Genomic DNA, 26768 nt, shown 5'->3' on the forward strand with positions numbered 1-26768 from the left:
CTTCGCCTGCTCCTCGAGCTGCAACAGGCGCTTTTCGAGCTGGCCGATCTTGAACCCGTTCTCCTCGGTCTGCGCGGTCAGCCGGGTGATCTGCGTTTCCAGCGTGTCGACCCGCTGCAGCAGGTCGGTCAGCGGCGCGCTGGCCGAGACTCCATTGGGCGTCGGTGTCGTTGCCGGGGCGCTGATCTCGGGCTCGAAGAACCGGTCGGACGCGCCCGGAAACACCTTGCGCTGCACCGCGCGCATTTCCGATTCCAGCTTCTTCACGCGCGGCTCGAGCGGAGCCGCCTGCGCGGCCGCCGGGCTGGCCGAAGCGATCAGCGCCGCGACCATCGTGCCCGCCAGCAACCGGGCAGTACGACCGATCCGACGCGGAAAAACGGGAGAAATTCGGGCGATCATCATGTCGGGCTCCAGCTCGAAAGAAACATCATGCGGTGCAAGCTATAAGGCCGTCGCGGCATTCGTCAAAGCCGCGCGGCAAAAATTGAATGTCATGACGTCACTGAACCGCGGTTGACTGAAATTGCCGCTTGCGGCCTGGCATGCCGGCCTGCTTTCAGCCCTCGGTCGTCGCCGACGTGCCTGCCTGCGACGCCTCTCCAGCGGGAGCGGGAGCGGCGGGGCGAGCCATCAGCGCGGCCGCGGTCACCGGCACGTCCTTGACCGCGATTTCGGATGTGCCGAGCGGTGGTACCGTGCGTCCACCCACGGTAATCTCGAATGCGTCGGGTCGACCGGTCCAAACCTGCGGGTTGACCGCGTCGGCCGGCACGACATATTGCTCGCCAAGCGCCATCTGCTTCTGCATCAGCTGCTTGCCTTCGCCATCGTAGAACTTGATCCAGATATTGTCTTCGGTCGCGGTAAACACGACCTCGGCCTTGGGATCGACCGCCGGCGCCGTCGACACCGCGCCAGCAGGCCTGGGCCTGGCGGGCGCCGCATCGCTCGCCGATGCCGCGTCGGCCGCCTGGGCGAGTTCCTCGACATTGGCCGCCGGGAACAGATAGCTGCGCCAGATTCCGAAACCGGCGAGCAGGATCACCGCCCCCGTCACCGCGGCGAGCAGCGCCAGCTTGGCGGACGGGACCTTGCTCGGCTCGTCGAGATCGAACTGGGTGACCTCGCGCGTGGGGACATGCGACGCACCGCCCAGCGCGACGCGAATCTGCTGGGCAATCTCCTCTTCGGGCAGGTCGACCGCGCGCGCATAGGCCTTGCCGAAGCCGATCGCATAGGTGCGACCGGGCAGCGTCTCGAACTTGCCCGCTTCCATCGCCTCGAGATGGCGCATCGGGATGCGGGTGCGCGAAGCGATATCGCTCAGCGCCAGATTGTGCGCCACACGAGCCGCAGCCAGCCGTTCACCGACATGCGCTGGGGGGAACAGGTCACCCGTCGTCGCACCATCGTCGGATGACGCAGCATTCGCGTTATTGGCCGTGTCGGACACGTTTGCGCTCCCGATCCGGGTGGCCCCGGTTATTCTGTTTCGCTCCATGGGGGAGAAACATGAACCAACCTCGAAGTCAACGCAATTGGCCGATTCTTAACCTTCCGGGGCATGAAAACAGGTGTAACATCGGTGACATGCCAGCACGAGCGCAAAGGATTGCGGCTCAGCCCAGTTCCACGCCCTGCGCAATGGCCCAATCCTGCAGCACCTCGCGCATATTGGCAGGGGGATAAGCCAGCATCTCGTCCATCTTCGCAGCCGCCGACTGCAGGTCGAGCGAGCGTACCATCGCCTTGATGGGCCCCACCGCGGCAGGGGTGATCGACAGCCGGCGAATGCCCACCGCAAGCAGCGCCAGTGCCTCGAGCTGCCGCCCGCCCATTTCTCCGCACACGGTCAGGTCGATGCTGTACGGCTCGACCGATTTCACCACGCGGCGGATGAAGCGCAGGATGGCGGGCGAGATCCAATCATAGCGCTGCGCGAGCTTGGGATGTGCGCGATCCGCCGCCAGCAGGAACTGGGTCAGGTCGTTGGTGCCGATCGACAGGAAATCGATCTTCGGCCCCAATATGTCGAGCGTCTCGGCAAGCGCAGGCACTTCCAGCATCGCGCCGAACCGGATGCGGTCGGGCAGCAGCTTCTTTCGCCCTTTCAGGAACAGGAGCTGGTCGTCGAACACCTGGCGCGCCGCATCGAACTCCCAGGGTTCGGCGATCATCGGGAACATGACGTTCAGCGTGCGCCCGGCCGCCGCCTCGATCAGCGCGCGCGCCTGCACCTTGAGCAGCCCGTCGCGCTCGAGCGCGACGCGCACCGCGCGCCAACCCATTGCGGGGTTTTCCTCGCCCGGTCCATCTTCGCGCAGATAGGGCAAGGATTTGTCGCCGCCGATATCGACGGTGCGGAAGATCACCGGCTTCTCGCCCGCCGCCTCGAGCACGTCGCGATAGAGCCGCAGCTGCCTTTCGCGCTGCGGCAGCGTGGCGGACACGAGGAACTGGAACTCGGTGCGGAACAGCCCCACCCCATCGGCCCCGGTCACCGCGAGATGCGCGATATCGTCGCGCAGGCCCGCATTGATCAGCACGTCGATGCGCGTTCCGTCCCTGGTGCGCGGCTCGACATCGCGCAGCGCCGCATAGGCGGCCTGCTTTTCGCGGCTGCGCAGGAACTTGGCCTCGAACGCCTCGATCACCTGCGGTGCGGGTCGGATGAGCACCGAATTCTCGTTGGTGTCGATCAGCAGATGGTCGTCCTGCCGCACCTGGTGCAGGATGTTGCGCATCCGGCCCATCACCGGGATGCCCATCGCGCGCGCGACGATGGTGACGTGCGCGGTCAGCGACCCTTCCTCGAGGATCACGCCCTTGAGCCGCCGCCGGTCATATTCGAGCAGTTCGGCCGGACCCAGATTGCGCGCGATCAGGATCGTGTCCTGCCTCAATCCCATCTGCGCGGCGGTGCCGATCTGGCCCGAAACGATGCGCAGCAGCCGGTTGGACAGGTCCTCGAGATCGTGCATCCGGTCGGCGAGCAGCGGGTCGTCGATCTGCCGCATCCGCATGCGGGTGCGCTGCTGCACGCGCTCGATCGCGGCCTCGGCGGTGAGGCCGCTGTCGATCGCCTCGTTGATCCGCCGCGACCAGCCCTCGTCATAGGCGAACATCTTGTAGGTCTCGAGCACCTCGTCATGCTCGCCGCCGGTACCGAATTCGGCCTGGCTCGCCATCTTGTCGATCTGCTCGCGCATCTTGATGAAGGCCGAATAGACGCGCTGGCGCTCGGCCTCGACATCCTCGGCGACGACATGCTCGATGGTGATGCGCGGCTGGTGGAAGACCGCCTTGCCGCTGGCCAGCCCCGCGACCAGCGGAAAGCCCATCTCGCGCTGCGAATGCGTCAGCTCCGCACCGCCGTCGAACGCCCCCTGCGCATCGACAAGCCCGGCATTGGCGATCAATTCGGACAGCACCATCGCCACCGTCTGCATCGCCTCGATCTCGACCTCGAGATAGCGGCGCGGCTCGACATGCTGGATGCACAGCACGCCCACCGCGCGCTCCATCCGCACGATCGGCACGCCGGCAAAGCTGTGGAACTTTTCCTCGCCGGTTTCCGGGCGATACTGGAAATCGGGATGCGCGGTCGCCTCGGCCAGATTCAGCGTCTCGACATTCTTGGCGATCGTGCCGGTCAGCCCCTGTCCGAGCGCCAGCTTGGTGACGTGCACCGCCTCCTGGTTGAGGCCGCGCGTCGCGAATAGCTCGAGCACGCCTTCGCGCAAAAGATAGATCGAGCACACCTCGCTGTTCAGCGAATCCCCGATGATGTCGACCACCTGGTTGAGCTTGGCCTGCGCGTTGGTGCGCGCGGCCATCACATCGTGGAGCCGGGTCAGGATGTTGCGGGCGGCAAGCGTAGCGTTGATCTGGGCTTCGGACATGCCAGCGGTCTAGCACGCAGCGGCGCGGCGCGCCATCCGGGCAACCACCCGTTTTGGGGGTGATTTGGCGATGGACGGCTTGATTGCTACAGTGTAGCAACACAGCAATACACAATGTGCTGGGAGGCTGCCTTGCCTGATCATTCGCGTGACACCCGTCGGCCTGCATGGGCCATCCCCTTCGCCGCTGCGCTGAGCCTCGCCGCTGCGGCGCCGGTTGCGGCGCAGGACTATCGGCAGGGCTTTCATCCCGACACGCTCAAGGGACCGCCCCAGGGTGCGCCGAACGAGGTGCTCGTGCTCGCCACACCCCATCTTTCCGGGTTGCCCGACAACATCACGCCCGCAAAGCTGGGCGCCCTGCTCGCGCCCTTGCTCGATCGCCTCGCCGCCTGGAAGCCCAGCGCCATTGCGACCGAGAACCTGTCGGGCCTGCAATGCGACAGCCTTCGCCGCTATCCGCAGCGTTATGCCGAAACGGTCAGGGACTATTGCTTCGACCCATCGGCGGCAGCCGCAGCGACCGGGCTGGACGTGCCCGCCGCCAATGCCGAGGCCGAGCGTCTGCTGGCAAACTGGCCGGCGGCGCCATCGCCCGCCGAGCGGCGGCATCTCGCCGCGATCCTGCTCGCGGCGGGAGAACCCGGTTCGGCGATGGTGCAATGGCTGCGATTGGCCCCCGGCGACCGCAAGCCAGCCGATGGCCTGACCGAGCCCCTGGTCGCATCGCTCGACAAGATGCTGGCACGCCGAAACGAGACCTATCAGATCGCGGCGGCCTTGGCGGCGAAGCTCGGACTGGAGCGGCTGTGGAGCGTGGATGACCACAGCGCCGATACACCCCCACCCAGCGACCCCGCCGAGAGCAAGGCCTTCGAACAGGCCATCACCACCGCCTGGGACAATCCGGCCACCCGAATGCGCAGGCAGATGAGCGATGCGCTGGAGGCCCGCCTGGAGCAACCCGATGGCATGCTGAACCTGTATCGCGCCTATAATGCACCCGATGGCCCGATGCTGGCCTATAGATCGGATTTCGGCGCAGCACTCGCCGATCCTTCGCCGCAGGGCTTTGGTCGCCAGTATCTGGGCTTCTGGGAAACGCGGAACCTGCGGATGGTCGCGAACATGCGCGACGTGTTGGGCCGCTATCCGGGCACGCGGATGCTCACCGTCGTGGGAGCGTCGCACAAGGGCTATTACGAGGCCTATCTCGACCAGATGCACGATGTCCGGCTGGTCGATCCGCTGGCGGTGCTGCGATAAGAGCGGCAAGCTGCGCCCCCGTCGCCCGACGCGCGCTCTGCCCCCGGTCGACAAAAGACCTTGCAGGCGCGCCGGGCGGTTTTGCGGTCGCCAGGCCCCCCGGCCGACAACCGCGGTAATCAGATCAGCCGATCAATGCAGGCTGATCTCTTCCTTGATGCGCAATTTCTGCTTCTTGAGCTTGGCGATCAGCGCCGTGTCGGGCGCAGGTCGGCGTTCTTCGTCGTGGATCATCCGTTCGATACCAGCATGCTTGGCCTTGAGGGCTTCGGTATGACTGTCGTTCAGCATGTATGTCTCCTTCGACTCGTTGCCTTCTCATCTTGGGGGGATGATCTAAACATAAAATTTCCGGCCTGTCTGTGGCGTTATGCACAGGCGCGCTTGCATTGCGGCGAAACATTCCATAACCGCGATAACCGGCAGGCCTTGTGCCTGCGCTATGGCGATTCCGTGCCTTTTCCGGGCCGGGCTGTGGTGGGGAAAGGGCGCGGATGTGACAGAGGAAGAAGTCCGGCAGAAGCTGGCCTCGCTGCGCATCGAACATCGCGACCTCGATCATGCCATCGTCGCGCTCAGCAACGGCGGCACGCCCGACATGCTGCAGCTGGCTCGGCTCAAGAAGCGCAAGCTGCTGCTCCGCGACCAGATCGCGATCCTCGAAGACTATCTGATCCCCGATATCATCGCCTGAGCGGGTTCACGCCTGACGGGACGGGTGTTCCGACTTGACACAAAGCCCCGGATTGGCGGCTTAACCATGTCTTTGCGCTGTGCAGTCCCGCGCGGATTTGGCAGATAACGCCCATGGAAAGCGTTCAATCCCCTTTCACCGCCAAGCTGGTCGAGTCGCTCTATGTCGAGGCGATGGTGCTGGCCGACGAGGCTCGCTCCTATTTCGAACTGACGGCCGAGCAGCAGGGAGTCGCGCAGCAGGACGAGATCCGCATCGACATGTCGTGCGAGTCTTTGCGCGTGACCACGCGGCTGATGCACTCGATCGCCTGGTTGCTCAACCAGAAGGCTTTTTTTGCCGGCGAGCTTTCCGAGCACCAGCTGCGCGGGCGCAGCCGCTCGCTCGGCAAATGCAGCAGCAGCGATCCCTTTGTCGTCGCCCGCCTGCCCGCCGAGGCACAGCGACTGGTGCACGAAACACAGCATCTGCTCGATCGGCTGGTGCGGCTGGAAAGATCGCTCGAGGCGGACCGGCTGGGATTTGCCGAAGTCCAGGCGATGCACCCGATGGTGCACCAGATGCAGGCGCGCCTGGCCAGCGAGCTCGCCTGAGCCGGGACACACGCTCTCTCCTTGAAATGCCCGATTGCAATTCGCCCACGCTCGTTTAATCGTGCGATTAAACAGACGCCGGACGCGATCCGGCGGAAAGGAGAGCGATGCAGGGTTTTCCTACCCGGGCGGAAGACATCAGCCGCGACTGGTTGCAGTCTGCGCTCGACACGGCCAACGCGCTCGATGGCGCACAGATCGCATCAATCGACGTCGCGCCGATCGGCACCGGCCAGGTCGGCGATACGGTCAGGATCGCCCTCAGCTATGATCGCCCCGCCCCGCACGCCCCCGGCTCGGTAGCCGCCAAGCTGCCCTCGCGCGATGCTACCAGCCGCGCGACGGCGGCGCAGCTGCGGCTCTACCTGCATGAGGTCAATTTCTATGCCCGCGTCGCCCCGCTGATCCCGATGCGCGTGCCCAGGGCCTATTGCGCGCAGATCGACGATACGGGCAGCAACTTCATCCTGCTCTTCGAGGACCTGAGCCCGGCGCAGGTCGGCAACCAACTGGCACCCTGCACGCTCAACCAGGCGCGCGCCGCGATCCGTCAGATGGCGCTGCTGCACGCCTCCACCGAGGGGCTGGCGATGCTGGACGAAGACTGGCTGCAACCCGATGTAGCGGCGCGCGAATGGATCATCCAGGCCTATCCGGGCGCGCAGGCCATGTTCCGCGACCGCTATGCCGGCCAGATCGAACCCGAATATCTCGACATCTGCGAGCAGCTCGCAGCGCATTGCGCCACCTGGTTCCAGTTCACTCCGGCAACGCGCTGCATCGTCCATGGTGATTATCGGCTGGACAACATGCTGTTCGACATTCGCGGCGGCGAAGAACCCATGGCGGTGGTGGACTGGCAGACCTGCGGCATCGGCGGCGGCACCAGCGATCTGGGCTATTTTCTCGGCACCGGCATCGGCGGCGATATGCGCCGCGCGCATGAGGACGAACTGGTCGAGCTCTACTGCACCGAGATGACACGGCTGGGCGTCGCGCGGTCGCGTGCGGACATCTGGGACGATTACCGCATCGGCGCGCTGTCGGGCCTGTCGACGGCGGTGTTCAGCGCCGCCTTTGTCGAGCGCACCGCGCGCGGCGATGCCAATTTCCTGTCCATGGCGCGCGGCGCGTGCAGCCTCGCGCGCGATCATGACAGCATCGGCGCGCTGCTGCGCCACTCGGAAAAGCGAGCGGAGACAAGCCCATGCTGACCAAGGGTGATGACTTTCCGCTGCACCAGACCGCCGAACCGATTGCCTATTCGGGCACCGACCGCAATTTCTATGACCGCTATTTCTTCAACGGCTACAATCCCGACGGCAGCGGATTTTTCGCGCTGGCTTTTGGCGTCTACCCGCATCTCGATATCGCGGATGCCAGTTTCTCGTGCATTCGCAATGGCGTGCAGCACAATCTTCACGCCTCGCGCGAACTCGGTATGGAGCGGATGGACCTCCAGGTGGGACCGATCCGGATCGAGGTCATCGAGCCGCTCAAGCTGCTGCGTGTGCAGGTCGATGGCGAGGGGATCAGGGCGGACCTCATCTTTACCGGGCGCGCCTTCCCCATCGAGGAGCCGCGCTTCACCTTCCGCAACGGTCCGCGCACCTTCATGGACTATACCCGGATGACGCAGAACGGCCATTATACCGGCTGGATCGAGGTCGATGGCGAGCGGATCGAGGTCGCGCCCGGATGCAGCGGCACGCGCGACCGCAGCTGGGGCGTGCGGCCAGTGGGCGCGGCAGACATGCAGCCGCATTCGGCCAGCCGCCAGCCGTGCTTCTTCTGGCAATGGACCCCGGTCAATCTGGAAACGCGCAGCCTGTTCTTCCACGTCAACGCGCACCGCAGCGGCACGCCCTGGAACACGCGCGCGGCGATCGCGCCCGATGGCGCGGCGCATGACGGCTTTGCCGAGACCCCCGCCGCGCGCATGGTCACGCATCACCAGCCGGGCACCCGCTGGCCGTCGGGCGGCGAGCTTGCCATCAAAACCGAGAACGGGCCGCTGACCGTGAGGTTCGAGCCCGTGCAACGCTTCCAGATGCGGGGCCTGGGCTATACCTGCCCGCGCTGGGGCCATGGCCTTCACCACGGCGCGCTGGCGGTCGAGCGCGAGGATTTCGAGCTCGCAGCGCTCGATCCGCTCGCGCCCGATATGGGCAATCTGCACGTGCAGATCCTTTGCCGCGTCACCACCAGCGATGGCGAGAGCGGCATGGGCACGTTCGAGCAGCTCGTGCTCGGCCCCTACAATCCCTGGGGGCTGACCGGCTATGTCGACACGCCGGTCAGCGGCTAAACATCACTTGCGATAGACGCGCACGTTCTTGCTGCGGTGATGCACCACCGGAGCATGATGCGCGGGTGCACCCTCGGTCACCACCACGGTCTCGTTGCAGTTGCAACTGCCCGGGGTGATCGTGATCGTCGTGACGATCGGCGGCGGGTAATAGTAATAATAGCCCGGAGGCGGCGGCGGATAACCGCCGGGCTGGCCCGGAGCCACCGCGCCCTGCTGCGCGAGCAGGCGCTTGCAGCGCTCGCGATCCTCGGCCTTGTCGATCAGCATGCCCGCGAGCGCGCCGACGCCCGCGCCGATCAGCGTTCCGCCAGTGCGGTTGCCGCGTCCGGCGATGCGGTTGCCCGCAAGGCAGCAGGCTGTCGTCGTAATTATAGGGGTCATAATCGGGCGAATAGGTCTGCTGCACCACCGTGGTCGCCGTTCCCGGCGCGGCCTGCCAGTTGACGCCCTGGACCGTGTCATAGACCCGGCCCTGGCGATCGGTCAGCACCGCATCGTCATAATAGCGCGACCAGCCATAGCCCGGCGCCGGACGCGGCAGGCGATAGCCTTGCCAGTTGGCGATGTAATAGGTCGGCGCGATCCAGACACGGGGCAGGATGAAGCCGCGGAACGGGCGCACATAGGCCGGCGCTCCGACGGGGAAGCGCAGGCCATAGCCGGGACGCACTACCGCGGTGCCCTTGAGCGCGCTGGCCTGGCTCAGCGCAAACCAGCCCGATGCCGCGCGCTTGAGGGCCGAATCGGCGGCTTGCGCGGGCATGGCAGTGGCAGCGACCGCCAGCAGGCTGGCTCCGATCGCGGCATGGCGCATCATAGCAAAGGCGCGGCTCTTCATGGTTAACTCCCCTTGGGCAAACACCAGGCGATCCGGATCGGCTATGCGCATCATGGCGCATTCCGGCCCGGATTTGTTAAGCCTTTGTTAGCATTTGCAAGGCGAGCGCACCATTGCGCGAATGTAAAACCGGCGCGCAGCGACGCCCCTGTTTCAATTTGGGGCAAGACGCGGCGTCAGGGTAAAGGCCGGGTTAAATCCGCCCGGCCAGGCTCCTGGCCAGCCGCTCGATCCCGGCCTGATCTTCGGCGTCGAACCGTCCAGTGCGGGGGCTGTCGAGATCGATGACATGCGTGACCTGGCCGTCGTGTAGAACCGGAACGACCAGTTCGGATTGGCTCGCCGCATCGCACGCGATATGGCCGGGAAAGGCATGGACGTCCTCGACCCGCTGCGTCTCGCCGCTGGCCGCCGCCGTGCCGCACACGCCGCTGCCCAAGGCGATGCGGATGCACGCGGGCTTGCCGACGAACGGGCCGAGCACCAGCTCGTCCTCGACCATGCGATAGAAGCCCGACCAGTTGAGATCGGGCAGGAACTGCCAGATCAGCGCCGCGACATTGGCCATGTTCGCGATACCGTCGGGCTCGCCCTCGACCAGCGCCATGGCGGCAGAATGCAGGTCGTCATATAGCTGTGCCTTGGGAGCGTCGGGGTCGATATCGAATGCATACATGGGTTTAAGTCCGATAATTGGGAGTCAATCGAAGCTCACGCGGCCGCGATTCTTCTTGATGGTGGAACGGTTCTTCTTGCCTGCCAGCCGCTCGGTCTTGCCGACCCGGTTGAGGCGCGACTTGGCGCGAACCGCCGGCAGATCATGCGCTTCGGCGAGCAAGGCGGCAAGCCGTTCGCGCGCCTCGCGCCGGTTCGCCTCCTGCGTGCGGTGGCTGCGCGCCTGGATCACCAGCTCGCCATCCTGATTGATCCGGCTGCCCGCGAGCGCGCGCAAACGGCTGTACACCAGCGGCGGCAGGCCGAGCGCGAAGATGTTGACGTGCAACTGCACCGCCGTCGCCACCTTGTTGACATTCTGCCCACCGGGCCCGGATGCGGTGATGAATCGTTCGGAAACAATGGCATGGTCGGGGATATGGATATCAGCCATCAACATCCTCCGGCTCGGCAAAGCCCAGCTTGCGAAAACGATCGGGCAAGCGAGCGCTGGCGGCGATCGGCGGCTTGCCGTCGCGCGGCAGCGTGAGGCGCGCGGCGTGGAGCATCATCCCCGCCGGATCGCTGCGGCCATAGACCGGGTCGCCGACAAGCGGCTGGCCCAGGCCGTGCAGCGCGTGCACGCGGATCTGGTGCGTGCGGCCCGTTTCCGGACGGAACTCGATCAGCGTCCTTCCCTCGACCGTCACGATCTGCCGCCAGTGCGTCACCGCACGCTTCCCCTCCGGCGATGGCACGATCCGCCAGCCGTCGGCTGCGCTGCTCGTCTTGGCGAGCGACAGGTCGATGGTGCCGCTCTGTTCTTCCGGCAAGCCTTCGATCACGCCCCAATAGACCTTGCTCACCGCACCGCTTTCAAAGGCCGCGCCGAAGCGCTTCAGCGCCTTGGCATGGCGCGCCAGCAACAGGCATCCCGACGTGTCCTGATCGAGCCGGTGCACCGGCTGAGGTTCGCGTTGGAAGCCGAAGCGCAGCGCGGGGAGGAAGTCCTCGAGGCTGCGCCCGCCCTTGCGCGGGCGGCTCACCGGCAGCCCCGCCGGCTTGTCGATCACCAGGGCCTCGCCATCGCTGAACGGCAGCGCTTGCTCGGCGCAGAAATCGGGAAAGGCCGGCGGCATGACGTCAGGCCGCTTCGGCCAGCGCCATGCTCTGCGCGAACAGCTCGATCGCGCGCAGCCGGTCGTGCTGGTGATAGGCGTTGCACGAGATCATCACCTCATCGGCGCCAAAGGCTTCGGCCAGCGCCAGCACCTTGCTTCGCACCGCGTCGGGCGTGCCGAAGGCGGCGATCCGCGCCTGCGCGCCGATGATCATTGCCTCGCGCTCGGTAAAACCGATGTCGCGGCTTTCCTCGGGCGACACCGCCGGCTGCGTCCCGCCGCCGAGCAGCCGTGCGATGTTGAGAAAGTAGTTCTTGCGCAGGAGCTCGGCATAGCCGGCATCGTCGCAGGCAAAGGCGGTGGTCGCGAACATCACATAGGGTTCGGCGAGCTGCGCGCTCGGCCGGAAATGGCGGCGATACAGATCGGTGAGCTCGGGGCCGGCTTGCGGATTGATGAACAGCGCGAGCGCGTAAGGCAGGCCGAGCGCACCTGCCAGCATCGCACTGTCGGGGCTGGTGCCGAGGATCCAGACCGGGACATCGCCCGCGGGCTCGGGACTCAGCCTTGGCTCGGTCAGGTCACCGCCGAGATACCCAACCAGATCAGCGACTTGTTGCGGAAACTCGCGAAACGATGGCGGGTGCGGGGCGGACAATGCTGCGGCGACGCGCATCTCGCCGCCCGGGGCCCGACCGACCCCCAGATCGATCCGGTTCGGATAGAGATTGCTGAGCACCGCGAACTGCTCGGCAACCTTGTAGGCGCTGTAGTGCGGCAGCATGACGCCGCCCGAGCCGAGCCGGATGCGCTTCGTATGCGCCCCGATGGCTGCCATCAGGATTTCCGGCGCGCTGCCGCACAGGAAGCGGCTGGCATGGTGTTCGGACACCCAGAGCCGGTGATAGCCGAGCGAATCGGCGAGCCGCGCCGCTTCGAGTGTCGCCTCCAGCGCAGCCTGGGCGGGGACATCGGCAAAGCGCACCGACTGGTCGAGAAGCGAAAAAAGCGTCATGCCCTCAAGAATAGGGCTTTCGGGGCGGGTCACAAGCCCATGGTGTCACCCGCCCCGGTTAAAACCCTCCAGCGTCAGTCTTCGCGCACGTCCTGCTGTCGCACCCCATCGCGATTGGGGACGCTGGCAGGGCCGCGCGGCGAGGTCCGCTCGATCATCTGCGGCGGGCGCTGCGGCCGTTCTGCCCGTGGCGGTCGCTCGGCGCGCGGCGGCGGCGTGAAGCCGGGCTGCCATAGCCGCCATAGTCACCATAGCCATAAGCACAGGCGGACAGCGACGCCGCGCCCAGCGCCAGGGTTGCAATGCGAAGCGCGCCGGCGCGCGCATTCTGCAGGAAGGAAACAGGGTTCAACGCATCATCCCCTAAGCCGCAATCCGGGCGCGGCGGGCCGCCGGAGCGGGGCTCCGATGTTTCGTTCATGGAAGCCCCCAGTTGAATTAACGATGAATGGCGGTTCGGATGCGACGGATCGCTTGCTAACATCCATGTCAGTTGATATTTTATGGAGCGATCAAAACCGAGCAGAGGATTCCCCCATGGCCACCGTGATTGCTCCCCCGCGCGAGATGTTCCCCGATCACACCATCCAGCGCGACAGCGGCAATCCGCACTGGACGCGCATGCCCGGCCCGGGATCGCTCGATCATATTCCGGGCGAGGATGGCCTGCCGGTCGTCGGCGTCACCTTCAGGATGCTCGCCGATCCCGAGAAGTTCGGCAACGAGATGCGGGAGAAATACGGACCGGTCTATCGCACCAATGCCTTTGGCCGCCGCCAGGTCGCGCTGTTCGGGGCCGATGCCAACGAGCTGGTGCTGTTCGACCGCGACAAGCTGTTCTCGTCCGAACAGGGCTGGGGTCCGGTGCTCAACCTGCTGTTTCCGCGCGGGCTGATGCTGATGGATTTCGACCATCACCGCGCCGACCGCCGAGCGCTCTCCATCGCGTTCAAGCCCGGCCCGATGCGGCACTATTCGGAAAAGCTCAACGAAGGCATCGCCGCGCGCGTCGCAGAATGGTCGAACCGCGACATCCTGTTCTACAGTGAAATCAAGAAGTTGACGCTCGACCTTGCGGCAACGTCTTTCCTGGGCATTCCCTGGGGGCCCGAAGCCGACAAGATCAACAAGGCGTTTGTCGACATGGTGCAGGCCTCGATCGGGGTGGTCCGCCGTCCGCTGCCCTTCACCAAGATGGGCCGGGGCGTCGCGGGGCGGAAGTTCCTGGTCGATTATTTCACCCCCGAGGTGCAGAAGCGCCGTGAGCAGCAGGGGCCGGACATGTTCAGCCAGTTCTGCCGCGCCACCCGCGACGACGGCAGCCTGCTCACCACCGACGAGGTGGTCGATCACATGAACTTCCTGATGATGGCGGCGCACGACACCATCACGTCTTCGGCGAGTTCGCTGATCTGGCTGCTCGCGCGGCACCCCGAATGGCAGGACAGGATTCGCGCCGAACTGCTCGAGCATGCGCCTGCGGGCACCCCGATGCCCTATGATTCGCTGCCCGATCTCGAGCTCACCGAAATGGCATTCAAGGAAGCGCTGCGGTTGATCCCGCCGGTGCCTTCCACCCCGCGCCGCGCGCTCAGGGACTTCGAGTTCGGCGGCTATCGCATCCCTGCCGGAACCCCGGTCAGCATCAGCGCGGCCTTTACCCACAAGCAGGAAGAGCACTGGCCCGAGCCGCACCGGTTCGACCCGATGCGCTTTACCGCCGAAGCGACGCGCAACCGGCACAAATATGCCTGGGTGCCCTTCGGCGGCGGCGCGCACATGTGCCTGGGGCTGCACTTTGCCTATATGCAGATCAAGGTGCTGCTGCACCATATCCTGAGCCAGCACCGCATCGTGACCGAGCCGGGCTATGCCCCTGAATGGCAGGCCTGGCCGATCCCCCAGCCGCGCGACGGACTGAAGGTGCGCTTCGAGCGGATCTGACGGCCCACGAACACAAGATTGCTCGTCACCCCTGCGAAGGCGGGGGTCCCGCTTCCTGCACGCCTGCTCTGCCAAAGCGGGATTCCCGCGTTCGCGGGAATGACGATAGAGAACGGGGGTTGCGCGGGGCAGCGCCTGCGCTAAACGCGCACGCAATCGCAACAGGAGACGCCCGAAATGCCGCAGCTTGTCCTTATCCGTCACGGCCAGTCGCAATGGAATCTGGAAAACCGCTTCACCGGCTGGTGGGATGTCGACGTGACCGAGAAGGGCGCGGAGGAAGCGCGCGCCGCCGGGCGGCTGATGCGCGACAAGGGGCTAGATTTCGACATCGCCTTCACCTCGCTGCAGACCCGCGCGATCAAGACGCTGAACCTGGCGCTGGAAGAGATGCAGCGGCTGTGGCTGCCGGTCGAGAAGGACTGGCGGCTGAACGAGCGCCATTATGGCGGGCTGACCGGCCTCGACAAGGCCGAGACCGCGGCCAAGCACGGCGACGAGCAGGTGCATATCTGGCGCCGCAGCTTCGACATTCCGCCGCCGCCGCTCGACGCCGGATCGGAATTCGACCTGTCGAAGGACCGCCGCTATGCCGGGATCGCGATCCCCAATACCGAGAGCCTGAAGGACACGATCGCGCGCGTGCTGCCCTATTGGGAAAGCCGCATCGCACCCGAGCTCGAGGCGGGCAAGCGCGTGATCATCTCGGCGCACGGCAATTCGCTGCGCGCGCTGGTCAAGCACCTGTCGGGCATTGCCGACGACGCGATCACGGGTCTGGAAATCCCGACCGGCCAGCCGATCGTCTATCAGCTCGACGACAATCTGGCCGAGGTCGAGCGCTATTATCTCAGCGAACGCTGAGCGATACGATCAGGCGAAATGCGCGTCGTAATGGTCGATCTCGGCCAGCAGATGCGCTTTCGCCTCCTCGTCGAGGAACGACCCGCTGAAGCTGTTTGCCGCGAGCGTGCGCAGCTCGGCGCGGCCGAGATCGAGCGCGGAGGCGATCGCTCGGTAATTGGCGTTCACATAGCCGCCGAAATAGGCGGGATCGTCCGAATTGACAGTCGCGCGGATGCCGGACTCGAGCATGCGCTTGACCGGGCTCTGGGCGATCTCGTCGATCACGCACAGTTTCAGGTTCGACAGCGGGCAGACGGTAAGCGTCATGCCCTCGCTTACGATCCGCTGGACCAGCCCCTCGTCCTCGAGCGCGCGATTGCCATGGTCGATCCGGTCGACATGGAGGATGTCGAGCGCCTCGTGAACATATTCGGGCGGTCCTTCCTCGCCGGCATGCGCGACGACCTTGAGCCCCAGCGAGCGCGCGCGGGCAAAGACGTTGCGGAACTTGCTCGGCGGGTGGCCGACTTCGGAAGAATCGAGACCCACGCCTGCGATCCTGTCGAGATAGGGAATAGCCTCGTCGAGCGTCGCCTCGGCGCTTGCCTCGTCGAGATGGCGCAGGAAGCATAGGATCAGCCGCGACGTGATCCCCCATTGCTTCTCGCCATCGGCCAGCGCGTCCGAAATGCCGATGATGACATCAGCGAACGGCACGCCGCGTTCGGTATGGCCCTGCGGATCGAAGAAGATCTCGACATGGCGGACATGGTCGGCATGCGCGCGCTCGAGATAGGCCCAGGTCAGGTCGTAGAAATCCTGCTGCTTGAGCAGCACCGGCAACACCATCTTAGCAGGTGTTGCACTTGTTCCGTGAACTCAGGGGGTCCCGCTATTCTCACCAACCAGGAAGCGGGATTCCCGCGTTCGCGGGAATGACGAACCAGACAACCCGCTTCACTCCCCCAATATGATCCCCGCCCCGGGCTTGTGCATGCGGATTTCCTCGACGCTGAGGCCCACGATCTCGTGCGGGAAGACCAGCCATTGCTCGGTCTCGTGCACGTAATAATCGGGCGTCATGTCGGTCTGGTTGCGTGAGGGCTTGTAATAGACGGTCGCGATCCGCCAGTCGTGCGGCATGTTGTAGCGGCACTTGGCGGCGAGTTCGTGGATGAAGGCCTGGATCGACTTGCCGCTGTCGAACACGTCGTCGACCACCAGCAGCCGGTCCTCGGGGCTGAGCGTGTCGACAAGATAGCCGAGAGCATAGACGCGCACGTCCTTGCTCTGCTGGTCGATGCCGTAATAGCTCGCGGTGCGGATCGCGATATGGTCGGCATCGACGCCATGATATTCGAGCAACTCCTGCACCGCGATGCCCACCGGCGCGCCACCGCGCCAGATGCCGACGATATGCGTCGGCTGATACCCGCTCTCGATGACCTGCATCGCCAGGCGATAGCTGTCTTCGAGCAGGGAATTGGCGCTGATATAGTGTTTCTCGATCGACATGGAGCGGCGGACTCGCGTTAGGGGTCAGCCGTTTATCCACCATCTGATCGCATAGGCAACCGTCCCGACGACTCCGACCGAGATCAACCAGAGCGCCGCCATCCAGCCGAGCTTCTGGCCGAGCGGCCGGGCGTCGCCGCGATCGGGATCATCGCTATCGCCAAGCATCAATGATAGCCCTCGTCCCCCACCTTGCCGCGGAACACCCAGTAAGCCCAGGCGGTATAGCCGATGATCAGCGGGACGATGAACAGGGTGCCCACCAGCATGAACGCCTGGCTGCTGGGGTGCGTCGCCGCGTCCCAGATCGTCACCTCGTCGGGCACGACATAGGGGAACATGCTGATCCCCAACCCGATCATGCCTAGCAGGAACAGACCCAGCGTCAGCAGGAACGGCGCATAATCGTGGCGCAGCCGCAGCGAGCGGAACAGCAGGAAAGCGATGACGGCGACGAGCAGCGGCACCTGCGCCGAGAACAGCACGCTGGGGAAAGTGAACCAGCGCGCGAAATATTCGGCCTCCAGAAATGGGGTGTAGAGGCTGACCGCGCCGAGCGCGGCGAGGGTTGCGGGAAACAGCTTCCAGCTCATCCGGAAGGCGTGATCCTGCACCGGGCCTTCGGTCTTCATGATCAGCCAGGTCGAGCCGAGCAGGCCATAGCCGATCACCGTGCCGATGCCGGTGAGCACCGAATAGGCGCTGAGCCAGTCGAGCCAGCCGCCGGCATAGGCGCGCCCTTCGACCTCGACCCCCTGCAGAAGCGCGCCCAGCGTCACGCCTTGCGCAAAGGCAGCGACAAGCGATCCCGCAGTGAACGCAAAATCCCAGAACGGCTGGTGACTGGGATCGCGCCAGCGGCCCTCGAACGCCACGCCTCGCAGCACCAAGCCGAGCAGCATCGCGATGATCGGCGGATAGATCGCGGGCAGGATGATCGCATAGGCGAGCGGGAACGCGGCGAGCAGCCCTCCCCCGCCCAGCACCAGCCAGGTTTCGTTGCCGTCCCAGACCGGGGCGACCGAATTCATCGCCTTGTCGCGCTCTGCCCCGCGCCCGAGCGCCGGAAAGATGATGCCGATGCCGAGATCGAACCCGTCCATCACCACATAGGCGAACACGGCAAAGGCGATGATGAACGCCCAGACGATGGTGAGGTCGATGGTCATGCCCCCTCCTCCATCATGGTGCCGCTGCGGCCGCGCTGTGTGCTGTCGGCGGACGCGGGCGTGATCCCGGCGCTGCGCAGCGGGCCCGATGCGGCGGCTTCCTCGTGCCCGGTCGCGGGCTTGCTCATCAATTTCAGGATGTAGGCGGTCCCTGCCCCGAACATGATGAAATAGGTGACAATGAACGCGACCAGCGATGCCCCGACCGCAGGAGCGGCGAGCGGCGAGACGCTGTCCGCCGTAGTCAGCAGGCCATACACCGTATAGGGCTGGCGGCCGACCTCGGTCGTGATCCAGCCGGCGATCACCGCGACAAAGCCCGATGGCCCCATGACCATCGCCAGCCGGTGCAGCCACGGCCAGTCGTACAGCCGGCCTCGCACCCGCGCGAGCAGGCTGAACATCCCGATCCCGAGCATCGCAAAGCCGATGCCGACCATCACGCGGAACGACCAGAACACCATGCCGACCGGGGGCCGCTCGGCTTCGGGCACGGTATCGAGCCCGTTAAGCGGCGCGTCGAGATCGTGCTTGAGGATCAGCGACGACGCCTTGGGGATCTGCACCGCATAGTCGACGCGCTGCTCGGCGCTGTTCGGGATGCCGAACAGGATCAGCGGCGCGCCATCAGGATGGCTCTGGTAATGCCCCTCCATCGCCATGACCTTGGCCGGCTGATGCTCGAGCGTGTTGAGCCCGTGCATATCGCCCGCAAAGATCTGCAAGGGGGCGACCAAAGCTGCCATCCACATCGCCATCGAGAACATCCGCTGCGCGCGATGATCGGCCTTGTCCTTGAGCAGGTGATACGCACCGACCGCGCCGACGACGAACGCGGTGGTGAGGTACGCCGCCATCACCGTATGGACGAGCCGATAGGGGAAGCTGGGGTTGAAGATGATCGCCAGCCAGCTCTCGCCCGGCACGAACTGGCCATTGGCGGCGATCTCATAGCCGGTGGGGGTCTGCATCCAGCTGTTGACGCTGAGGATCCAGAAGGCGGAGATGAAGGTGCCGACCGCGACCATCAGCGTCGCGGTGAAGTGCAGCTTGCGGCCCACCTTGTCCATGCCGAACAGCATGACGCCGAGGAACCCGGCCTCGAGGAAGAAGGCGGTGAGCACCTCGTATGCCATCAGCGGGCCGATCACCGGTCCGGTCCTGTCCGAAAAGACCGACCAGTTGGTGCCGAACTGATAGGACATCACGATGCCCGAAACGACGCCCATGGCAAAGGCGATCGCGAAGATCTTGCGCCAGTATTTGAACAGGTCGAGATAGGTGTCGTCGTTCGTCTTCAGCCACAGCCCCTCGAGCACCGCGAGATAGCTCGCAAGCCCGATAGAGAAGGCCGGGAAGATGAAGTGGAAGCTCACCGTGAAGGCGAACTGGATCCGCGCCAGCAACAGCGCGTCGAAACCGTCGAACATCGGCGCGATCTCCCGTCTCGCTCCGCCGCCGAACCTGTGGCGGGGCTTGCCGGCCAGCGGCCGGTCCCTGTCACATGTCTATGACAGGGGGCAGGATGCCACAATGCGACAGATTGTCCAAGCGTGGCGGCGCGCGATGGGTCACGCTTTCAGATATTTGCTGAAATGCGCCAGCGTCCGCTCCCAGGCGAGCTTCGCCGCCGCCTCGTCGTAGCGCGGGGTGGTGTCATTGTGGAAGCCATGGCTGGTGCCCGGATAGAAATGCGCTTCGTAGACCTTGTTGTTCGCCTTGAGCGCTGCCTCGCAGGCCGGCCAGGTGGCGTTCACCCGCTCGTCATTCTCGGCAAAGTGGATCAGCAGCGGTGCCTTGATCGCGGGAACCTCCTCGGGCCTGGCCTGGCGTCCGTAAAACGGCGCGGCGGCGGCGAGATCGGGATAGGCGACAGCCAGAGCATGGCAAACGCCGCCGCCATAGCAGAAGCCGGTGACGCCGACCTTGCCCGTGCTCTGCTTGTGATCGCGCAGGAATTCGAAGCCGGCGAAAAAATCCTCCATCAGCTTCGCCGGATCGAGCGAGGCCTGCATTGTGCGGCCCTCGTCATCGGTCCCGGGATAGCCGCCCAATGACGTCAAGCCGTCAGGGCCAAGCGCCAGATAGCCCGCCTTGGCCAGACGCCGTACGACATCCTCGATATACGGATTGAGCCCGCGATTTTCGTGCACCACGAGCACGGCAGGCAGTTTGCCCTTCGCGCTGGCGGGCCAGGCCATCAGACCTTTTACCGTGCCATGCCCCTCGGGGCTCTTGTACTCCACCCGCTCGGTGCGGATCGCCGGATCGTCGGGCGCGACCTGCTGCGCGAGCGCATAATCGGGGCTCAACTGGCTCAGGATCATCGCACCCGTCACGCCCGCTGCCGCATAACGCCCGGCCTGCCAGATGAATTCGCGCTTGCTCAGCTTGCCGTGCACATAGCCATCGAAAATCTCGAGGATATGCGGGTCGAAATCGCTGGCGCGCATCCGGCGGGGGGTGCTGGTCTCGGTCATCGATGATCCTCTCTCGATCAGGCAGGCGGCAGGTCGCCAAAAGCTGCAAGCGCGGCGCGGGCGATTTGTTCCCCCCATTCCTGCACGAAATGGCCGCCATCGGGAATGATCATCGGTTCGGGGCATCCGCGGATCAGCGATCGGAGCCGCGCCATCGGCTCTGTGCCCAGCACCGGGTCCGCCGCGCCGACCGCCATGAAACTCTCGCCCGACCATCGTTCGGACCAGAACCGCGCCGCCGCCCGGCCATGCTCGACGCCCGGCATGTCGGGCGAAACGGGCACCAGCGCGGGAAAGACCTGCGCCCCCGCCTTGTATTCCGGCCCCGGATAGGGCGCGTCATAGGCGGCGATCTCCTGTTCGGTCAGATGCGGCGTGCCGCGCGCGATGATCCGCCCTACCGGAAGATCGGGCGTCGAGAGGGCGTAATTCTTCCACGCATCGAAACCGGGGCCGGGGCTTTCGCCCTGCCCTATCCCGGTGTTCATCACGATGAGCCGCGAGAGGCGCGCTGCAAAACCGGCGTCCACCGGCAGCGTCAGCCCCAGCAGCCCGCCCCAGTCCTGGACCACCAGAGTGATGTTGCGAAGCTCGAGCCGCTCGACCAGCCGCAACAGATGGTTGCGGTGAAAGTCGAAGCTGTAATCCTGCTGCCTGACCGGCTTGTCCGAACGGCCGAAGCCGAAGAGATCGGGCGCGACCACCCTTGCCCCGCTTTCAAGAAAGACAGGGATCATCCGGCGATAGAGGAACGACCAGCTCGGTTCGCCGTGCAGGCAGAGGAAAACGCGGTCCGCATCGGCAGGCCCGGCGTCGATCCAGGCGGCGCGCAGTCCCTCATAGCCCGGCAGATCATCGGCATAGTGCACCGGATAGTCGAAATCCGGTACGGCGGCGAACGCCTCATCCGGGGTCCGCAATGCTTGAATGGTCATGATCGCCTCTCCTTCTGCCTGGCCTTTTGCCCTGTTTCGTGCCCCGATGCAGCGGCGTCACGAGCGCATGACGAAACCGCTAGGCCAAGGGGAATGCTGACCGGACCGATCGGTCCAGCCACGAAAAAGCGCGGAAAATCGAGCTATCCACGCTCGACCATGCTGCACAGCATATCGCTGACCAGGGTAACCGGCGCGGCGTCATGGCGGCTGCGCGCGAGCACCAGCGCCCCTTCCTGCGCGGCGATGATCGTCGCGGCCATGTCGCGCGCGCGCGCCACCGCGATGCCTTCGGCCATCAGCCAGCGCGCCAGCCGCATCTCGATCCGCTGATAGGCGATCCGTACCGCCTCGCTGAGCGGGCCATTGGCCCCGCCCTGCTCCTGCCCGATCACCGCGAGCAGCGAGCCATCGAGCCAATCGGTTCGCTGCAGCCACGCCGCCGTTACCTCGGACAGACGCCGCAAGAATCCGATCATATCGAGCCCGCTGCCCGACAGCCGGTCGATCGCGGCGAGCGAGGATTCCGCGATCCGCGCAACGCAGGCTTCGGCCAGTTCGGGCTTTCCCCCTGGAAAATGATGGTAAAGCGAGCCCTTGGGTGTTTCCGACAGCGCCAGGATCTCGGCCAGCCCGATCGCGTGATAGCCACGCTGCTGGAACAGGCGGGTCGCGACGCTGATCAGCCGGTTACGGGTCGGGTGCATGTCGGATGCCCCATCGGCAGGGCCGGATTGGGCGGCAGGATCGAGCAAAAAGGCCAGCATAGACCGACCAGTCTAGCGGGGTGCCGGAGGCTGTCAAGCCAAGGGCCTTTTTCCAAGCAGCGCAGGGCCCAAGGGCCGCCATTTGACCGGCCGAGGCCCGCAAAAAGGCATGCTCTCTCCGTTATTTTGGTGCCCAGGCGTATTAACTTTTTGGCAACCTGTAGGTAATCTCCGTTCATAAATCGGTAAACACGCGTTTAAATTTGGATAATGGGACGACTGGTCCAAAAGCGACGGAACGGGCTACGGGGCCAGCATTGCGAGAGCAGCCTCGAAGCCTTGTAAATTCTAGCGTATAACTGACTGCTTTTGCGAGTGTTTTTTGAAGGGGCATAAAGGTAAACAAGAGATAAAGGCGTCGCGTTTATCGGTTAACCAAGTTTACCAAATCCTTGCCTGCGTTGCCCGGACCGATCGCTCCACCAGAGGTCCGGTCAGAACCGTGATGTCTGGTCCGACTGGTCCATTAACCATTTATCCATCGACCAGACGGTCCAATCGCTCGCTTTCAGCGCGCAAAAGGCCCCCGAAGGGCACCCGACAAGCCCCTCGGAAGCGCCGAAACGGCCTGTCCGACCACCCGATGGGACCTGCCGGGCTGGACCATCCGGTTTGCCACCCGACCGGATGGTCTTCCGGGACCGCCGCAATTGGACTGGTCGGTCTAGAGGCCACTCGGGTCCGGTCGCCCCGGATAGCCGACGCATTGCCCCTGGCGAGCCCCCTGCCCTTCGGCCATTGCAGCACGCTGCCAGCATGTTACAGCTATTGGCACGGATCCGGGGCTTAGATGCGGTCCACCAGAAGGGGGCAAGGCCATGACGCAGACAGACCGTCACCTCACGCTCGATGCCATTCGCGGCTTTGCGGTGATGGGCATATTGCTGCTCAACATCGTCGGCTTCTCGATGCCCGACGCCGGCTATGTGAACCCTGCGGCTTGGGGCGGCACCGATCCGCTCAATGCCGGGGTCTGGGCGGTCAATTTCGTGCTGTTCGATGGCAAGATGCGCGGGCTGTTCAGCGTCCTGTTCGGCGCGAGCATGCTGCTGGTGATGCAGCGCGCCGAAGCTTCGGGCCAGAACCCGCGCAGCGTGCACCTCAACCGGATGGCCTGGTTGTTCGTGATCGGCGCCGCGCATTTCATTCTCTTGTGGTGGGGCGACATTCTGGTTCCCTATGCGATCTGCGGCACGCTTGCGCTGCTCTTCGTCAACAAGGACGTGAAGCAGCTGCTGCGCTGGGCGATCATCTTCTATGTGCTCTATTTTCTGATCACGCTGGTGATGGTCGGCGGCGGCTGGTGGCAGGCGATCCAGGCCGCCGCACCCGGCGCCGACCCGGATCTGATCAAGGGCACGCAGGAGATGCTGGCGAGCTTCGGCCAGCCCGGGACCGAGGAGATTGCCGAGAGCCTGAAAACCTATCGCAGCGGCTGGCTGACCATCGTGCAGCACCATCTTGCGATTTTTCCCGGCTCACTCGCCAGCACGCTCATCTTCTTCACGCTCGACACACTGGCGATGATGCTGCTGGGTATGGCGATGCTGAAAAGCGGATTCATCCTGGGTCTGTGGCAGCCCGCGTTATACAGGAAGATCGCCCTGCGCGCCTTTGCCATCGGCCTCCCGCTCATGATCGCCCTGGCCGTCTGGGTGATGCTCAGCGGCTTCGATACGGTCATCACCTTTGGCGCCTTTTTCAGCTTTTCCTTTCCCTTTCGCGTGGTGATGACCGTCGGATGGGCGGCGGCGCTGCTGTGGCTGGCGGTCACTTACCGCGACCATGCGCTGATCGCGCGCGTCGCGGCCGCGGGCCGCGCAGCGTTCAGCAACTATCTCGGCACCAGCCTGCTCATGACCTTCATCTTCTATGGCTGGGGCCTCGGGCTGTTCGGCCAGATCGATCGCGCGACCGCGATGCTGTTCGTGCTCGCCGCCTGGGGAATCATGCTGACATGGTCGAAGCCCTGGCTCGAGCGCTACCGTTTCGGACCGGCCGAATGGCTGTGGCGTTCGCTCGCCCGCCGAAAGCTCCAGCCGATGCGCTTGCGATAGAATCGCAAAAAGACTGTTGCGATGCGTTCTCAATATCGCTATCTCCGCGATGACAGGAGAGACGCATGGTTGTTTGCATCTGCAATGCGATTCGGGAACAGGATCTGAAGGACGCCCTGCGCGATGGCGCGGCACGCCCCGCAGAGGTTTACGCCCGGCTCGGTCGGCGTCCCAAATGCGGCCAGTGCCTGTCGTTTGCGCAAAGCATTATCAGCAGGGAAACTGCGACCGCCTAGCAATAGCCTGCTAAATTCCGGTTGAAATTCAAGTATTTCCCGCGCTGCAGCGGCTTCCCTTCCGTACAAAACGGCGCTATTGTGCGCTCCTGAAATCATCACATCCGCATAAGCCGGGACGAGCCATGCGGTTACAGGAGCACCATCATGAAGGGCGACCCCAAGGTCATCGAATTTCTCAACGACGCGCTCAAGAACGAGCTGACGGCGATCAACCAGTATTTCCTGCATTCAAAGATGCTGGCCAATTGGGGCATCAGCAAGCTCGCCAAATACGAGTACGAGGAATCGATCGACGAAATGAAGCACGCCGACAAGCTGGCGGACCGCATCCTGTTCCTCGATGGCCTGCCCAATTTCCAGCTGCTCGGCCGGCTGAAGATCGGCGAGACGGTGGAGGAAATCCTCCGGGCCGATCTTGCGCTCGAAAACGAGGCGATCCCGCTCCTCAAGGAAGGCATCGCCTATTGCGAGAGCGTCCGCGATTACGGTACGCGCGACCTGCTCGCCTATATCCTCAAGAGCGAGGAAGAGCATGTCGACACGATCGAAGCGCAGTTCGACCTGATCGAGCGCATGGGCATCCACAATTATATCCAGCTGCAGTCGAGCCCGGTCGAGGATTGACCGCCACGAGCCGGGGCGGGCGCGATCCGTCCCCGGCCATGCCCCGACGTCAGAGGATTACTGCACCGCCGCAATTACCTTTACCATTTCGCTGGCCATCTGATTGCGATGGACCGCAGCACTGCGGTTTACCGGGATATTGTACAGCGCCTTGAGCATGGCGCGGTCGAGATCGGTCATACCCGCCGGCCTGTCCTGCGCCTCCACCTGAAACAGCGATACGATGCTGCTGGCGTCCGGGGCGGCATCGAGACGCGTTCGGGAGAGGATACCGAACGCCAGATAGTCGCTCAGGGCATCGAACGAGACGTTCGCCACGCGCGGCACATCGACCAGGATGGTAACGCCCTTGATGCTCAGTTGAGCAGGGCTGTTAATCCTGCTGAGCGCCCCCTCATTGAGCACCGGCAGGTCCATCAGTGCCCCTGGAGCCTGCGCCAGACCCGATGCATTGGGCGAAGCACCTCGCCCGCCGAGCCCTTCGATCACCTGCCCATAGAACCAGCGCACCGGCCAGCCGGGCTGTGAGAGCGTACGGCGCTGGTCCTTGGTCGATGTCTGCAGCAGGTCCGGGCGCTTCTGCTCGAACATGGCAAAGGCGGCATCGCTGTCCTGAACGAACATCATCAGCACGTTGGGCGCGCAATCACCGCTGGCCACCCTTGCCCCGATATCGCGCGCCGTGGCCTCGATCCGGTCGATCAGCGGTACCGCGACTTCCGGACGCAATCCGATGGCGCCGATGCACAGCGGGTCTGCCCAGCGCGCATTCTGGTCGGCCTGCGGCACCGCGAGAACCGCCCGCGTATAGCGCCGCGCCATTTCGAACGCCTGGCCGCGGGTCATCCGGGTCCCGGTGACGACAATGGTTTCGTCTTCGTCTGCCGCAGACTGAGCCATGACAGGACCTGCCAGCATAGACCCCAATGCCAAAGCAGCGAGAAATTTCCGATATCTCATAAGCGGCTCCTTGCCTGACCAGACGACCGGCCCTGAAACCGGTCGATACTGCACCTGAAGATCGCAAATCAAAGCCCCCATCTGAATATCACTTCCACACCGTCTATCAAGAAGCTTTAATATTCATTTTAGATGAATAATGCTGCAGAACAATCTGCAAGTTTCTGCAGAAACGGCTGGTCACAGACACAGGTAATGGGCCATGAAATAGGGCGCCTGTGGCAACTGAGTGCCCGTGCACCTGATTTACCGCGATGCTTGCCCCGAATTTGCGAATGGACTGCTTCGGGGGCGTAAGGACTTGGCTTCGCCCGCGCCTGACCGCAACGGCGCAGCAAAGCAAGGCAGACGCGGCAGAATTTCGCGGTAGACCGGGTGCGGATCTGCCATTAACCTCCCGATTAAATCAGAACGAGAGGAAGTTGCGAGGATGAGCGATACTGCGGAGATCGAGCGCGAAATCACGACGGCAGACGGGCCCTTCGTCCGCCCCGACGTTGCGATGCTGCTGGCGATGATGTCGGCCGCCGGCGCGCCACCGATGAACGAGATGGCGCCCGCCGATGCGCGCGAAGCCTATCGCATGATGCGCATGGTCGGCGATGCCGATCCCACACCGCTCGCGATCATCCGCGATCTGACCTGCCCCGGGCCGAAAGGCGATATCCCGCTGCGCTATTACGACGCGCGCGAAAGCCGCGAGGCGGGCCCGGCGATCATGTTCTTCCATGGCGGCGGCTTCGTCATCGGCGATCTGGAGACACACCACCCCTATTGCACCGAGCTGGCGGCGAAGATGGACCTGCCGGTGATCGCGGTCGATTATCGGCTCGCG

At 64.5% G+C, this 26768-nt stretch carries 29 protein-coding genes and 2 pseudogenes; 11 read left to right on the top strand and 20 right to left on the bottom strand.

Going from position 1 to position 26768, the window contains the following annotated elements; all coding sequences use genetic code 11:
• The 3 genes and pseudogenes from DM995_RS21705 to ptsP all read right to left on the bottom strand — a co-directional run.
• Nucleotides 1-405 (bottom strand): annotated as a pseudogene (locus DM995_RS21705) (tetratricopeptide repeat protein); the annotation flags it as partial.
• A gap of 154 nt (nucleotides 406-559) precedes the next feature.
• On the bottom strand, nucleotides 560-1456 hold the full coding sequence (locus DM995_RS05770) for a helix-turn-helix domain-containing protein (protein ID WP_198669267.1): 897 nt from the start codon (nucleotides 1454-1456) through the stop codon (nucleotides 560-562).
• A 166-nt stretch (nucleotides 1457-1622) separates the two neighbouring features.
• A complete protein-coding gene (gene ptsP, locus DM995_RS05775) occupies nucleotides 1623-3905 on the bottom strand; it encodes a phosphoenolpyruvate--protein phosphotransferase (protein WP_023838336.1) in 2283 nt (760 codons plus the stop codon).
• 132 nt (nucleotides 3906-4037) lie between these two features.
• On the opposite strand from ptsP, the gene DM995_RS05780 reads away from it, so the two are divergent.
• The gene (locus DM995_RS05780; protein WP_232824092.1) at nucleotides 4038-5171 is read left to right on the top strand and encodes a DUF5694 domain-containing protein; all 1134 of its coding nucleotides are present in this window, start codon (nucleotides 4038-4040) and stop codon (nucleotides 5169-5171) included.
• 132 nt (nucleotides 5172-5303) lie between these two features.
• On the opposite strand, the gene DM995_RS05785 is transcribed toward DM995_RS05780, so the two are convergent.
• On the bottom strand, nucleotides 5304-5462 hold the full coding sequence (locus DM995_RS05785) for a YdcH family protein (RefSeq protein ID WP_023838338.1): 159 nt from the start codon (nucleotides 5460-5462) through the stop codon (nucleotides 5304-5306).
• Nucleotides 5463-5667: 205 nt separating this feature from the next.
• Between DM995_RS05785 and DM995_RS05790 the strand changes: the two genes are divergently transcribed.
• From DM995_RS05790 to DM995_RS05805, 4 genes are all read left to right on the top strand, one after another.
• A complete protein-coding gene (locus tag DM995_RS05790; RefSeq protein ID WP_031318208.1) occupies nucleotides 5668-5865 on the top strand; it encodes a YdcH family protein in 198 nt (65 codons plus the stop codon).
• 113 nt (nucleotides 5866-5978) lie between these two features.
• Nucleotides 5979-6458 carry a DUF1465 family protein gene (locus tag DM995_RS05795; RefSeq protein ID WP_023838340.1) on the top strand — a complete coding sequence of 160 codons (480 nt, stop codon included), beginning with the start codon at nucleotides 5979-5981 and terminating at the stop codon, nucleotides 6456-6458.
• A gap of 107 nt (nucleotides 6459-6565) precedes the next feature.
• The gene (locus DM995_RS05800; protein ID WP_116968790.1) at nucleotides 6566-7672 is read left to right on the top strand and encodes a phosphotransferase; all 1107 of its coding nucleotides are present in this window, start codon (nucleotides 6566-6568) and stop codon (nucleotides 7670-7672) included.
• Entirely contained in the window at nucleotides 7666-8766 is a 1101-nt protein-coding gene (locus tag DM995_RS05805) for an Rv3169 family protein (RefSeq protein ID WP_116968791.1), read from the top strand. The genes DM995_RS05800 and DM995_RS05805 overlap by 7 nt, the downstream gene beginning before the upstream one ends.
• Before the next feature lie 3 nt (nucleotides 8767-8769).
• Here the strand turns inward: DM995_RS05805 and DM995_RS05810 are convergent, their stop codons facing one another.
• The 7 genes and pseudogenes from DM995_RS05810 to DM995_RS05840 form a co-directional block, all read right to left on the bottom strand.
• Entirely contained in the window at nucleotides 8770-9150 is a 381-nt protein-coding gene (locus tag DM995_RS05810; RefSeq protein WP_232824094.1) for a glycine zipper domain-containing protein, read from the bottom strand.
• A gap of 88 nt (nucleotides 9151-9238) precedes the next feature.
• A pseudogene (locus DM995_RS22150) lies at nucleotides 9239-9661 on the bottom strand (RcnB family protein); the annotation flags it as partial.
• A 139-nt stretch (nucleotides 9662-9800) separates the two neighbouring features.
• On the bottom strand, nucleotides 9801-10283 hold the full coding sequence (gene msrC / locus DM995_RS05820) for a free L-methionine (R)-S-oxide reductase MsrC (protein ID WP_116968793.1): 483 nt from the start codon (nucleotides 10281-10283) through the stop codon (nucleotides 9801-9803).
• Between the two features lie 24 nt (nucleotides 10284-10307).
• A complete protein-coding gene (gene arfB / locus DM995_RS05825) occupies nucleotides 10308-10715 on the bottom strand; it encodes an alternative ribosome rescue aminoacyl-tRNA hydrolase ArfB (protein WP_116968794.1) in 408 nt (135 codons plus the stop codon).
• Nucleotides 10708-11400, bottom strand: a complete 693-nt coding sequence (locus DM995_RS05830) for an RluA family pseudouridine synthase (RefSeq protein WP_116968795.1) — start codon at nucleotides 11398-11400, stop codon at nucleotides 10708-10710. The genes arfB and DM995_RS05830 overlap by 8 nt, the downstream gene beginning before the upstream one ends.
• A gap of 4 nt (nucleotides 11401-11404) precedes the next feature.
• A complete protein-coding gene (locus DM995_RS05835; protein WP_116968796.1) occupies nucleotides 11405-12397 on the bottom strand; it encodes an LLM class flavin-dependent oxidoreductase in 993 nt (330 codons plus the stop codon).
• Nucleotides 12398-12551: 154 nt separating this feature from the next.
• Nucleotides 12552-12749 carry a hypothetical protein gene (locus DM995_RS05840; RefSeq protein ID WP_116968797.1) on the bottom strand — a complete coding sequence of 66 codons (198 nt, stop codon included), beginning with the start codon at nucleotides 12747-12749 and terminating at the stop codon, nucleotides 12552-12554.
• A gap of 185 nt (nucleotides 12750-12934) precedes the next feature.
• Here DM995_RS05840 and DM995_RS05845 point away from each other — a divergent pair, with 185 nt between their 5' ends.
• Nucleotides 12935-14341 (top strand): cytochrome P450, encoded by a 1407-nt coding sequence (locus DM995_RS05845; RefSeq protein ID WP_116968798.1) that lies wholly within the window; start codon nucleotides 12935-12937, stop codon nucleotides 14339-14341.
• Between the two features lie 177 nt (nucleotides 14342-14518).
• The gene (gene gpmA, locus DM995_RS05850; protein ID WP_116968799.1) at nucleotides 14519-15205 is read left to right on the top strand and encodes a 2,3-diphosphoglycerate-dependent phosphoglycerate mutase; all 687 of its coding nucleotides are present in this window, start codon (nucleotides 14519-14521) and stop codon (nucleotides 15203-15205) included.
• A gap of 9 nt (nucleotides 15206-15214) precedes the next feature.
• Here the strand turns inward: gpmA and add are convergent, their stop codons facing one another.
• The 8 genes from add to DM995_RS05890 all read right to left on the bottom strand — a co-directional run bounded on the left by add (nucleotide 15215) and on the right by DM995_RS05890 (nucleotide 21993).
• On the bottom strand, nucleotides 15215-16036 hold the full coding sequence (gene add / locus DM995_RS05855) for an adenosine deaminase (protein WP_232824096.1): 822 nt from the start codon (nucleotides 16034-16036) through the stop codon (nucleotides 15215-15217).
• Between the two features lie 108 nt (nucleotides 16037-16144).
• Nucleotides 16145-16702 carry a phosphoribosyltransferase gene (locus DM995_RS05860; protein ID WP_023838352.1) on the bottom strand — a complete coding sequence of 186 codons (558 nt, stop codon included), beginning with the start codon at nucleotides 16700-16702 and terminating at the stop codon, nucleotides 16145-16147.
• Nucleotides 16703-16726: 24 nt separating this feature from the next.
• Nucleotides 16727-16870, bottom strand: coding sequence for a hypothetical protein (locus tag DM995_RS05865; RefSeq protein WP_023838353.1), 144 nt, complete (start codon nucleotides 16868-16870; stop codon nucleotides 16727-16729).
• A complete protein-coding gene (gene cydB, locus DM995_RS05870) occupies nucleotides 16870-17871 on the bottom strand; it encodes a cytochrome d ubiquinol oxidase subunit II (protein WP_116968800.1) in 1002 nt (333 codons plus the stop codon). Before cydB ends, DM995_RS05865 begins: the two co-directional genes overlap by 1 nt.
• The gene (locus DM995_RS05875) at nucleotides 17868-19301 is read right to left on the bottom strand and encodes a cytochrome ubiquinol oxidase subunit I (RefSeq protein WP_116968801.1); all 1434 of its coding nucleotides are present in this window, start codon (nucleotides 19299-19301) and stop codon (nucleotides 17868-17870) included. The genes cydB and DM995_RS05875 overlap by 4 nt, the downstream gene beginning before the upstream one ends.
• Nucleotides 19302-19442: 141 nt before the next feature.
• Entirely contained in the window at nucleotides 19443-20351 is a 909-nt protein-coding gene (yghX, locus tag DM995_RS05880; protein WP_116968802.1) for a YghX family hydrolase, read from the bottom strand.
• Nucleotides 20352-20368: 17 nt separating this feature from the next.
• The gene (locus DM995_RS05885) at nucleotides 20369-21286 is read right to left on the bottom strand and encodes a haloalkane dehalogenase (protein ID WP_116968803.1); all 918 of its coding nucleotides are present in this window, start codon (nucleotides 21284-21286) and stop codon (nucleotides 20369-20371) included.
• A gap of 143 nt (nucleotides 21287-21429) precedes the next feature.
• A complete protein-coding gene (locus tag DM995_RS05890; RefSeq protein WP_157973089.1) occupies nucleotides 21430-21993 on the bottom strand; it encodes a TetR/AcrR family transcriptional regulator in 564 nt (187 codons plus the stop codon).
• 878 nt (nucleotides 21994-22871) lie between these two features.
• Between DM995_RS05890 and DM995_RS05895 the strand changes: the two genes are divergently transcribed.
• From DM995_RS05895 to bfr, 3 genes are all read left to right on the top strand, one after another.
• Nucleotides 22872-24110, top strand: a complete 1239-nt coding sequence (locus DM995_RS05895) for a DUF418 domain-containing protein (protein ID WP_116968805.1) — start codon at nucleotides 22872-22874, stop codon at nucleotides 24108-24110.
• A 65-nt stretch (nucleotides 24111-24175) separates the two neighbouring features.
• The gene (locus DM995_RS05900; RefSeq protein ID WP_066271165.1) at nucleotides 24176-24346 is read left to right on the top strand and encodes a (2Fe-2S)-binding protein; all 171 of its coding nucleotides are present in this window, start codon (nucleotides 24176-24178) and stop codon (nucleotides 24344-24346) included.
• Between the two features lie 147 nt (nucleotides 24347-24493).
• Complete coding sequence (bfr, locus tag DM995_RS05905) at nucleotides 24494-24973, top strand: bacterioferritin (protein ID WP_023838360.1); 480 nt, start codon at nucleotides 24494-24496, stop codon at nucleotides 24971-24973.
• Nucleotides 24974-25030: 57 nt separating this feature from the next.
• On the opposite strand, the gene DM995_RS05910 is transcribed toward bfr, so the two are convergent.
• Nucleotides 25031-25873, bottom strand: coding sequence for a hypothetical protein (locus tag DM995_RS05910; RefSeq protein WP_157973090.1), 843 nt, complete (start codon nucleotides 25871-25873; stop codon nucleotides 25031-25033).
• Between the two features lie 490 nt (nucleotides 25874-26363).
• On the opposite strand from DM995_RS05910, the gene DM995_RS05915 reads away from it, so the two are divergent.
• Nucleotides 26364-26768: alpha/beta hydrolase (locus DM995_RS05915; protein ID WP_157973274.1), on the top strand; the 405-nt coding region annotated here is incomplete at its 3' end.

Origin of the sequence: Blastomonas sp. UPD001 (genome assembly GCF_003426715.1) — a bacterium.
Classification (GTDB): Bacteria; Pseudomonadota; Alphaproteobacteria; order Sphingomonadales; family Sphingomonadaceae; genus Blastomonas.

Excerpts from the sequence above, each read along its gene's own strand:
- DM995_RS05800 (WP_116968790.1), top strand. The coding sequence starts at position 6,566 with ATGCAGGGTTTTCCTACCCGGGCGGAAGACATCAGCCGCGACTGGTTG.
- DM995_RS05830 (WP_116968795.1), bottom strand. The coding sequence starts at position 11,400 with ATGCCGCCGGCCTTTCCCGATTTCTGCGCCGAGCAAGCGCTGCCGTTC.
- DM995_RS05785 (WP_023838338.1), bottom strand. The coding sequence starts at position 5,462 with ATGCTGAACGACAGTCATACCGAAGCCCTCAAGGCCAAGCATGCTGGT.
- DM995_RS05885 (WP_116968803.1), bottom strand. The coding sequence starts at position 21,286 with ATGACCATTCAAGCATTGCGGACCCCGGATGAGGCGTTCGCCGCCGTA.
- DM995_RS05835 (WP_116968796.1), bottom strand. The coding sequence starts at position 12,397 with ATGACGCTTTTTTCGCTTCTCGACCAGTCGGTGCGCTTTGCCGATGTC.
- DM995_RS05900 (WP_066271165.1), top strand. The coding sequence starts at position 24,176 with ATGGTTGTTTGCATCTGCAATGCGATTCGGGAACAGGATCTGAAGGAC.
- DM995_RS05910 (WP_157973090.1), bottom strand. The coding sequence starts at position 25,873 with ATGGCTCAGTCTGCGGCAGACGAAGACGAAACCATTGTCGTCACCGGG.
- bfr (WP_023838360.1), top strand. The coding sequence starts at position 24,494 with ATGAAGGGCGACCCCAAGGTCATCGAATTTCTCAACGACGCGCTCAAG.
- add (WP_232824096.1), bottom strand. The coding sequence starts at position 16,036 with ATGGTGTTGCCGGTGCTGCTCAAGCAGCAGGATTTCTACGACCTGACC.
- DM995_RS05875 (WP_116968801.1), bottom strand. The coding sequence starts at position 19,301 with ATGTTCGACGGTTTCGACGCGCTGTTGCTGGCGCGGATCCAGTTCGCC.
- DM995_RS05895 (WP_116968805.1), top strand. The coding sequence starts at position 22,872 with ATGACGCAGACAGACCGTCACCTCACGCTCGATGCCATTCGCGGCTTT.
- gpmA (WP_116968799.1), top strand. The coding sequence starts at position 14,519 with ATGCCGCAGCTTGTCCTTATCCGTCACGGCCAGTCGCAATGGAATCTG.
- DM995_RS05865 (WP_023838353.1), bottom strand. The coding sequence starts at position 16,870 with ATGCTTGGCGATAGCGATGATCCCGATCGCGGCGACGCCCGGCCGCTC.
- arfB (WP_116968794.1), bottom strand. The coding sequence starts at position 10,715 with ATGGCTGATATCCATATCCCCGACCATGCCATTGTTTCCGAACGATTC.
- DM995_RS05795 (WP_023838340.1), top strand. The coding sequence starts at position 5,979 with ATGGAAAGCGTTCAATCCCCTTTCACCGCCAAGCTGGTCGAGTCGCTC.
- DM995_RS05845 (WP_116968798.1), top strand. The coding sequence starts at position 12,935 with ATGGCCACCGTGATTGCTCCCCCGCGCGAGATGTTCCCCGATCACACC.
- cydB (WP_116968800.1), bottom strand. The coding sequence starts at position 17,871 with ATGACCATCGACCTCACCATCGTCTGGGCGTTCATCATCGCCTTTGCC.
- DM995_RS05890 (WP_157973089.1), bottom strand. The coding sequence starts at position 21,993 with ATGCACCCGACCCGTAACCGGCTGATCAGCGTCGCGACCCGCCTGTTC.
- DM995_RS05860 (WP_023838352.1), bottom strand. The coding sequence starts at position 16,702 with ATGTCGATCGAGAAACACTATATCAGCGCCAATTCCCTGCTCGAAGAC.
- yghX (WP_116968802.1), bottom strand. The coding sequence starts at position 20,351 with ATGACCGAGACCAGCACCCCCCGCCGGATGCGCGCCAGCGATTTCGAC.
- msrC (WP_116968793.1), bottom strand. The coding sequence starts at position 10,283 with ATGTATGCATTCGATATCGACCCCGACGCTCCCAAGGCACAGCTATAT.
- DM995_RS05810 (WP_232824094.1), bottom strand. The coding sequence starts at position 9,150 with ATGACCCCTATAATTACGACGACAGCCTGCTGCCTTGCGGGCAACCGC.
- DM995_RS05805 (WP_116968791.1), top strand. The coding sequence starts at position 7,666 with ATGCTGACCAAGGGTGATGACTTTCCGCTGCACCAGACCGCCGAACCG.
- ptsP (WP_023838336.1), bottom strand. The coding sequence starts at position 3,905 with ATGTCCGAAGCCCAGATCAACGCTACGCTTGCCGCCCGCAACATCCTG.